A 9,160-nucleotide genomic window follows, 5' to 3' on the forward strand; every position below is an offset into this window, starting at 1 on the left:
AGAGAAAGAAAAACGAAAAAGGGAAGCATCCGCTTCCCTTCAATTCCAGTTGTTGAGTTATAACTCAACTTCAGCTTCCGTACGTCTTTTCTTAAATTCCCTATACAGTAATAAGCTCAAAGTCATGACGACTTTAGACGTTAACCATATCATTAAGAGGAACTACCTTAGATTGTGTGTGAAAAATTACGCTAGTAGTTGAGCATATTTCGTTAAGAAAAATATGCCACGTGAATATTAGCAAGCGTTTTCTATAAGGCCACTCAAAACAAACCGTACAGCAGCATTAATTATAAAATCTGACGCATTCGCTCTTGAGTCACTTCAACCAAGAGGTCTGGCTGGAACTTAGAAATAAAGCGGTTACACCCTACTTTCTCAACCATAGCTTCATTAAAACTTCCACTTAATGAAGTATTTAGCGTGATGAATAGGTCATGCATTCTTGGGTCAGTACGTACTTCATGAGTCAGCTTATAGCCATCCATTTCCGGCATTTCGGCATCAGTGATCATCAGCAGGATTTCTTGATTAATGTCTTTACCTTCATCACACCATCCTTTAAGTAAGGTTAGCGCTTCTAAGCCATCACAGCACTCGATAATGTTCAAACCCAGTTGTGACAAGGTACCTTTAATCTGATTACGAGCGGTTGAAGAATCATCAACGATAAGCACGTTACGCCCAACCATTTCATTGGCTAGCTGCTCGTCTAAAACACCTTCAGAGATAGAAACGTCGTAATCAATGATCTCAGCCAACACTTTCTCAACATCGATGATCTCGACGATCTTGTGCTGCTCTTCTTCTTGAATATGTGTGATAGCTGTAAGGTAATTTGCACGACCCGCCGTCTTCGGTGGTGGCTGAATTTCAGTCCAGGTCGTATTCACAATATTACGGACTTGCCCAACCAAGAAACCTTGTACGGTTCGGTTGTATTCCGTAATAATCAGGTTGCTCTCTTGAGACTCCGCACGAGATGGCGGAAAGCCAATAGCACTGCGTAAATCGATAACAGGCACCGATTCACCACGTAAAGACGCAACACCCGTAATATGATGATGAGAGCCCGGTAAGCGAGTGAGTACTGGCACTTTGAGGACTTCTTTCACTTTAAATACGTTAATCGCAAATAGTTGACGACTATTTAAGCTGAATAACAAGAGTTCCAGACGGTTTTCACCGACCAGTTTGGTTCTCTGATCAACCGAATTTAAAACGCCAGACATACAACACCTTAGTGACAAATAATAACTGTGGCTACAATAGCCTACTTCAATAGGTTAAAGCAAAGCGCCAATGCACAGAATGCTTAAACTAAGTACAACAAATGATGTTATACAAAGCTTAAGTACATGGAAAGGTTCAAGGTAAGGCTACAAGACGAGAAAAAGGGGTTAACCTTCAATAACTTTCATTAACAGTTGGCCATCGTATAAGGCCTGCTTGATGAGCGCAGCACCTGGCATGGTTGCCTGCTTATAAAAACGAGATTCCACCAGCTCTAAGTCTTTATGGTAAACCGATAGACTCTGCTCTTCGATACACTTTTGAATCGCCGGGTATAACACGCTCTTCGCCTGATTGATAACACCACCCACCAAGATTTTCTCTGGGTTGAACAGGTTAATCACAATCGCAATCGCAGAACCTAGATAACGGCCTAACTGTTCAATCACTTCGACAGCCAGCGGATCCCCATTAGCAGCGGCAGCACAGATCTGTTCAATAGTGACGTCTTCAAACACCGTTAGCGTTGATTCTTCACCATTTACCAATCGCTCTTTGACTTGCTCACGGATTGCCTGAGAACTCGCCACCGTTTCTAAACAGCCTCGATTACCACAGTGGCAAAGCTTGCCTTCTTTATCGATCTGGATATGCCCCAACTCACCGATGTTACCGTGACGTCCTTGCAGAACGCGACCATCAAGAATGATCCCGGCACCTAAACCGTGGTGAATCGAGATAAGAACAGAGTTGTCGTTGTCTTGTGAGTTACCAAACAGCTTTTCTGCTAATGCCCACGCTCGGGTATCATTGGCAATAAAAACTGGCAAACCGGTTTCTTTGTAGATCTCCGGCCCCAACGCTAAGTTTTCAACGTTATAGTGCGGCATCTGCAACACAATACCTTGCTCTGAATTCACCAGACCTGGCAGTGTGATAGCGATACTCGTCACCCTGTCGAGTTGCTCGGCATAGGTTTGGAAGAACTCATCGATTTCATGGAGAAGACGCGCAAGCACATCGTCTTGATCACGTTCATGGATATCAATCTTGGTATCGATAAGCACGTCGCCGCCCAATTCATGGAGCGCGATCGTCAAGTATCCGCGACCAAGACGCATCGACAAAAATTGCCAACCTTCGTTATTGGTTTGCAGACCGACAGCAGGACGCCCACGAGTCGTGGCTTCTTGAACCGTCGTTTCGTGAATAAGGTGAGCTTCAATGAGTTCACGGGTAATTTTAGTAATACTCGCCGGAGCCAACTCACTTTGCTTGGACAGATCGATACGAGAAATAGGACCTTTAAGGTCAATTAGTTTATATACACGACCAGCATTGACCTGTTTGATATGATCAATATGGCCCGGTTGAGCCATGTACATTTTACGCTCCAGAAATCATCAACGAGGTAATTTTTTTACTTTGCGAAGTAATTGTGAAGTCACTTGGTATATCGCCGTGACCAGTATCACGTATATACATAAATCTTTGTGTATCGAGTCAAATAGTTCGAGGAAAATTAACACCCACATCGATAATTTGCGACTTAATTTTCAGAATAAAACATCGCGTTTGAGCCCTGAATTCAATAATTAAAGGCAAATCAAGAAATATCCTCCTAGCTCCCAATAAATTATCAATTAATGCATATACTTAATTCAGTCTTTTAAAAGATTACTTGGCCTCACTCTAGGAGTATTCATGACAGCCGAATTAAGAAAAACGAAAATCGTCACAACGCTAGGCCCTTCTACTGATAAAGGTAACGTGCTTGAAGAGATCATCAAAGCCGGTGCCAATATAGTCCGTATGAACTTCTCTCACGGCACCAGCGACGACCATATACAACGCGCAGAAAAAGTCAGAGCAATAGCAAAAAGACACGGTACTCAAATCGCCATTCTCGGAGACTTACAAGGTCCCAAGATTCGTGTGTCGACATTCAAAGATGGCAAAATTCAACTTGCCGTAGGTGACCTATTTACTCTCGACAGCAGCCTAGGTTTAGGTGAAGGCAATCAAAAAGCCGTTGGCCTTGATTACAAAGAACTGCCTAACGACGTATCCGCCGGCGATATACTGTTGCTTGACGATGGTCGTGTTCAACTCAAAGTAACCAAAGTGGAAGGCTGTCGCGTTCATACCGAAGTCATCATTGGCGGCCCACTCTCAAATAACAAAGGCATCAACAAAAAAGGGGGTGGCCTTTCCGCAGAAGCGCTAACAGAAAAAGACAAGCGCGACATCGTCACCGCCGCACAAATCAAAGTGGATTACCTAGCGGTGTCTTTCCCTCGTAATGGTGAAGACATGCATTATGCTCGTCAGCTTGCACGAGAAGCCGGCTTAGAAGCTCACCTCGTCGCAAAAGTGGAGCGAGCAGAGACAGTAGCTACAGTTGAGAACATGGATGACATCATAATGGCCTCAGATGTGGTCATGGTGGCTCGTGGTGACCTCGGAGTGGAAATTGGCGACCCTGAGTTAGTCGGAGTACAAAAACAGCTTATACGCCGTGCCAGAGCGCTTAACCGAACTGTCATCACCGCAACTCAGATGATGGAATCAATGATTTCTGCGCCAATGCCAACCCGTGCCGAAGTTATGGATGTTGCCAACGCCGTACTCGATGGCACCGATGCTGTGATGCTGTCTGGTGAAACTGCAGCTGGTGACTACCCAGTCGAGACCGTAAAATCGATGGCTGAAGTCTGTATTGGTGCGGAAAAAATGGCAGGCATTAATAACCAATCCAATTACCGTATTGACCGCACCTTTGTTACTGCCGAAGAAACCGTTTCGATGGCGACCATCTACTCTGCAAACCATATGGAAGGCATTAAAGGCGTTGTCACTCTCACCGAGTCAGGCCGCACCGCATTGATGATGTCTCGCCTGAGTGCCGACATGCCGATCTACGCGCTGTCTCGTAACGAAGGAACGCTTAATCGCTGTACCTTATACCGAGGTGTGACACCAATCTACTTCGAGACAGAAGCCGAAGACAGCTTTGACATTGCACTATCTACACTCACTTGCTTGAAAGAGAAAGGACACCTTAAGTTTGGTGACCTAGTGATCGTCACTCAAGGCGACATTATGGATGTAGCAGGGTCAACCAACTGTATGAGAATCTTGCCTGTCACCTAATATTTGACCTTAAGGCGAAACGATTCGCCTAATCTCAAAAACTTAAAAGGGTTATCGAACCAAGTTCAATAACCCTTTTTCATTTCAGAACACGACTCACTAAAATCTGCTTAAACAGCATAACGAGCTCACAGCATGCTAGCTCATCAACTTCGGGAATTAGTTACCCGCAGCAATAGTGGCTAACTGTGGCATATGCGAGTTGCGAGCGTTTTCCGTTGAGGTATAGGTCTCCACAAATCGGTAACCGGCTTCTAAACCCAATTCGTAATCATGCAGTAAATCATCTTTATGACTCATTAATGAGCTCGATTTAAGCGTTTGACTAGGTGCTATCTGAACCACAAACGCGTCGTCTGGTGGCGAATTCAAAAAATCCTGAGTCAATGAGTAGGTCTGATAATGCACCATCAGCATGTCAGCCAACCCTGAATCAAACTTATCTCCGATTAAATGACTTAAGCGATAAATATCATCTGCACCAAATAGCCAGCGACCACCGTTCAGCAGGTCTAAATGCCCACGGTCACGCTTCTGCTCTTTTGAGCGCATAATTTGTTGTTGGAAGAAAGAGGTCCAGTCGGTTTTCCACTGTTCCACTTTCTGTTGCCAATGACCTTGAACACTGTCGAAAGATTCGCGGAACCATTCCAGTTCTTCGGCAGAGATTGGTTTAGGCGCTTTGACTGAAGATCCCTTGACTGGAGCTTCAACCAAATGGGTATTGCCTTCCTCAACGACTGGCTCAGTACGAATCACCACAATAGAACGGGCTTGTCTTCGCCACGCTTCCTGAACAGGGATACATGCCGATACACCACCGTCCACATAAGCACTGTCACCAATAAAGACTTCGTCATTGTACAAGCGAGGAATAGCACAGGTCGCAATCATCACCTTGTACCAATCTTCGCCCAATAATGGGAAGTAGTGGTCTCGTAAGTCTTTGGAATCCGTTACAGCCGCATAGAAGTGGCGATCGCCTAGCGTTTGTCGCCCTAAATCCAGATCGAGCTTATATGGGTAAGCCATGATTTGTTCTAGCGCCCATTCTAATCCTAGGTTCTTTCTGTGTCGTATATAGGAAAAGAGATTGAAGAACTCTGGTGAGGTTGTGAGGTCGAGAACAAAAGAACGTCCAAGGCCTTTATCACGGCACAGATAAGCACATAAGTTGAGAGCACCTGCTGAGGTACCAAAAAATTCGTCGAAGGGGTCAAAATTTGAGAGAAGAAAGGCATCCAGCACTCCAGAAGTAAAAATACTTCTCTGTCCGCCACCTTGAGCGACCAGTGCTGTTTTTCCAGCAATAAACTTAGCGTAATAATCCAAGTCTATTGCTGTATCAATATTGGTTATAATCCCACTATTCATTATTCCCTGAGTATCAAAACTCAGCCTCGCAATAGATGGTATTAACTACCAATCGCAATAAAGCCAAATGAAAGAATGATCATGTAGATAAACACGGTAATTTGTAGGGCATTTTTCAGATTATGGTCCATAGACACCTCTGGCTTATTATTAATTTGTCGAGTCTCTATTTAAGTACTATCAGGTGTGTGAAGTATCTTCAAGAATCGTCGAAATTAGTCGCACAATATTGATGTAACCATCACAATTAGTAAGTGTATGGATAAGGATATACTCATGAATAACAAAGCAAATATGATGGCACTGATTACGCTTCTCTCCGTTTCAAGCGCGTATGCTTCGCCGGAGATCATCATTACACCTATGGTAGGTTATACCGGCGGTGGCAGTGTCGAAGACCAGGACGGTAAAACCTATGACATGAAAGGCTCTGAAAATTACACCTTTGCCATTGAAACGCCACTTGAAAAAGGACGCATCGGCTTCTTCTACTCCAATCAGAGCTCGGAATTAGAAACGCTTAACCTAAGCTCCTCCACCCAATACCTGCACCTTCAAAGCAGCATCTACTACCCTGCTTCGCCTGTGTTGTCGGGTTATCTAGGGCTAGGCCTGGGTGCTTCTTACGTCGATGTAGACTGGGCAAAAGATAAGTATGGATTCTCAACTTCTATCTTTGGTGGCTTAGAGTACAAATTTAGTGACCGACTAGCGTTGAACACACAAGTACGTTGGTTAGGCACGGTTGTCGACAACGATACCTCCGGTGTTTGTAATATCCCAAATAACGGGCAAGAGTGCATCATTCGCTTTGATACCGACTGGATGAACCAATTCCAAGCCAATGTCGGACTGAGTTTTACTTTCTAAGCGGCTCAATGAAGCAAAAATATAAGATCGGCCCAAACTAAAAAACCAGCTAAATGCTGGTTTTTTCATTATTAAAACGGTTTTAGTTCAGGTTAGAACTTATAGGTAACACCTAAAGCGCCGCCCACTTGCAACTCAACACCTTTATACATATCGAGTTCAGGGTGAACTTGAGCGTAAGCATTCCAACCTTCGTAGAAATTCACTTTCACGCCTAACGGCAAGCGTAAGCCAAAGTCGTCATTCCATTCAGCCCAAGCACCAGCACCGACGTACCAGCTCAACGGAGCTTCAGTCTCGAACTGACCACGCTTCAAAATGTAATCAAAGGCAGCGCCGTCATTGCCAATCGTAGCACGGTATTTCTGATCAAATTCCACAACGACACTCAGGTCTTGGTCAATGGCAAGTCCAACTTCCAAAGCTGGAGCTTCAGAAGCGTGAGCAAACGAGGCTCCGCTGCAGCACATAAGGCCGATCAAGTAACGATGTTTCATAATATTCTCAGACTGTGTTTAAAAGCGGTAGTTTACTGGAATAATAACGAAAGGTGTCATCGCTAGGTAAAAGATAAAAGACACGAAAAATTTAAGAGCAACCATCAACTGATCGAGTTGAATGATAAGTATCTGAGTTAATGGAGATTAAGCACAATAGATCTTTCATAGAGCAGAAAACAAAAAAGGAGGCCTTTCGGCCTCCTTTCAATTTATTGAATCAGAGAATTAACCGTTGTTACGGATCCACTCATCCATGTCTGTCTTAAGGTTGTCAGACTTAGTACCGAAGATAGCTTGTACGCCACCCGCTACTACTACAACACCTGCAGCGCCTAGTTTCTTCAGCTTGTCTTGGTCAACAAGAGCTGTATCAGCTACTGCAACACGTAGACGAGTAATACAAGCGTCAAGACCAGTGATGTTCGCTTTGCCACCGAATGCAGCAACTAGCTCACCAGCAAGTTCAGAACCAGTCGCAACTGACTCTTCTTCAGTCTCGTCTTCACGGCCTGGAGTTTTAAGGTCTAGAGCTTTAATCACAGTGCGGAATACGATGTAGTAAATTGCAGCGTAAGCAATACCACATACAACCATTAGGCCCATCTTAGACGCGTTGCCAGATAGAACTAGGAAGTCGATTAGACCGTGTGAGAAAGATGTACCGTGTACAAAACCTAGAGTGTTCGCAAGAACGTATGCAGAACCAGCTAGTAGAGCGTGGATTGCGTACAGTACTGGAGCAACGAATAGGAAAGAGAATTCGATTGGTTCAGTGATACCCGTTAGGAATGAAGTCAACGCAGCAGAAGCCATGATGCCCATTACTTTAGCGCGGTTTTCAGGCTTAGCTGAGTGTGCAATCGCGATTGCAGCAGCAGGTAGACCGAACATCTTGAACATGTAACCACCAGCTAGCTGACCGAAGCCATTGCCCGCTGCACGAGATGCGTCATCAGCAACTAGGTAACAAGTAAGAACACCGTTTTGAGTTTCGCCAGCAGCGTTTACACAAGTACCAGCTTCAAAGAAGAAAGGTACGTTCCAAACGTGGTGAAGACCAAATGGAATTAGAGAACGCTCAACGATACCGTAGATACCAAACGCCACTTGTGGGTTTTGGTGAGCAGCCCAATCAGAGAACGCAGAGATAGCGCCGCCAACTGGTGGCCATACTACAGATAGTAGGATTGCTAGACCAATCGCAGAGAAACCTGTGATGATTGGCACAGCACGCTTACCAGCGAAGAAGCCAAGGTACTCTGGTAGTTGAATACGGAAGAAACGGTTGAATGCCCAAGCAGCAACACCACCGACTAGGATACCACCTAGTACACCAGTATCGATTTTATCAACGCCCATTACACCAGCCATTACGCCAAGTGTAGCAGTCATGATGCCATAACCAACGATAGCAGCTAGACCCGCTACACCATCGTTGTTAGTAAAGCCAAGTGCAACACCTACTGCGAACAGTAGTGCCATTTGACCGAATACTGAACCACCAGCTTGTTCCATTAAGTTTGAAACGATTTCTGGAATGAAAGGAAGATCTGCTGCACCGACACCTAGCAAAATACCCGCAACTGGTAAAACTGATACTGGAAGCATCAGAGACTTACCAACTTTCTGCAGGCTAGCAAAAAGGTTCTTAAACATGTTTATGCTCCTGATAAAGATAAAATAATTATATTGGGTTCTAACGGCACACCCCCGTAGCCTATATGTTAGCACCCTGCGAAAATGTAACCATGTATTGCATTATATTTTCTGCCGCTAAATATATATTGATGGGGAACTAACTTTCTAGTCACTTACGAAATTTAGTTCCAAAACACGTCTTGGATCACATGTCAAATCTAGAAATGCAATGCTTTACAAGTGTTTAATACATTGAAATATATAAGTATTTTTCAAGAGCCCTATTATTTTACTGGGTAAATAAAATAGGAGCGAATGTTATTTTTAGTAACAAAATTACAAATATTATAATTAGCGCTCTCAAGTTCAACATAATTCGTAAACATTAAAAA

Annotated in this window: 8 protein-coding genes; 2 read left to right on the forward strand and 6 right to left on the reverse strand. The window is 44.1% G+C overall.

All coding sequences use genetic code 11. The features are described 5' to 3' along the window. Positions 1–290: 290 nt before the first annotated feature. Positions 291–1,232: a chemotaxis protein CheV gene (locus tag AB4167_RS09190; protein ID WP_372136431.1), complete on the reverse strand. Its 942-nt coding sequence runs from the start codon at positions 1,230–1,232 to the stop codon at positions 291–293. Positions 1,233–1,400: 168 nt separating this feature from the next. Further along, entirely contained in the window at positions 1,401–2,618 is a 1,218-nt protein-coding gene (locus tag AB4167_RS09195) for an ROK family protein (RefSeq protein ID WP_017062140.1), read from the reverse strand. Positions 2,619–2,937: 319 nt separating this feature from the next. On the opposite strand from AB4167_RS09195, the gene pyk reads away from it, so the two are divergent. Continuing rightward, positions 2,938–4,386: a pyruvate kinase gene (pyk, locus tag AB4167_RS09200; protein ID WP_017067208.1), complete on the forward strand. Its 1,449-nt coding sequence runs from the start codon at positions 2,938–2,940 to the stop codon at positions 4,384–4,386. A 159-nt stretch (positions 4,387–4,545) separates the two neighbouring features. On the opposite strand, the gene AB4167_RS09205 is transcribed toward pyk, so the two are convergent. Then, the gene (locus AB4167_RS09205; RefSeq protein ID WP_017063485.1) at positions 4,546–5,760 is read right to left on the reverse strand and encodes a patatin family protein; all 1,215 of its coding nucleotides are present in this window, start codon (positions 5,758–5,760) and stop codon (positions 4,546–4,548) included. A gap of 41 nt (positions 5,761–5,801) precedes the next feature. After that, on the reverse strand, positions 5,802–5,891 hold the full coding sequence (locus AB4167_RS09210) for a YnhF family membrane protein (protein ID WP_100214626.1): 90 nt from the start codon (positions 5,889–5,891) through the stop codon (positions 5,802–5,804). Between the two features lie 145 nt (positions 5,892–6,036). On the opposite strand from AB4167_RS09210, the gene AB4167_RS09215 reads away from it, so the two are divergent. Beyond that, positions 6,037–6,630, forward strand: coding sequence for an outer membrane beta-barrel protein (locus tag AB4167_RS09215; RefSeq protein ID WP_017062143.1), 594 nt, complete (start codon positions 6,037–6,039; stop codon positions 6,628–6,630). Positions 6,631–6,722: 92 nt separating this feature from the next. Here the strand turns inward: AB4167_RS09215 and AB4167_RS09220 are convergent, their stop codons facing one another. After that, a complete protein-coding gene (locus AB4167_RS09220; protein WP_017070535.1) occupies positions 6,723–7,127 on the reverse strand; it encodes a hypothetical protein in 405 nt (134 codons plus the stop codon). A 228-nt stretch (positions 7,128–7,355) separates the two neighbouring features. Then, the gene (gene ptsG, locus AB4167_RS09225; RefSeq protein ID WP_017062145.1) at positions 7,356–8,786 is read right to left on the reverse strand and encodes a PTS glucose transporter subunit IIBC; all 1,431 of its coding nucleotides are present in this window, start codon (positions 8,784–8,786) and stop codon (positions 7,356–7,358) included. Between the last annotated feature and the right edge of the window lie 374 nt (positions 8,787–9,160).

Source organism: Vibrio sp. 10N.286.49.E11 (assembly GCF_041469505.1).
Lineage (GTDB): Bacteria > Pseudomonadota > Gammaproteobacteria > Enterobacterales > Vibrionaceae > Vibrio > Vibrio crassostreae_C.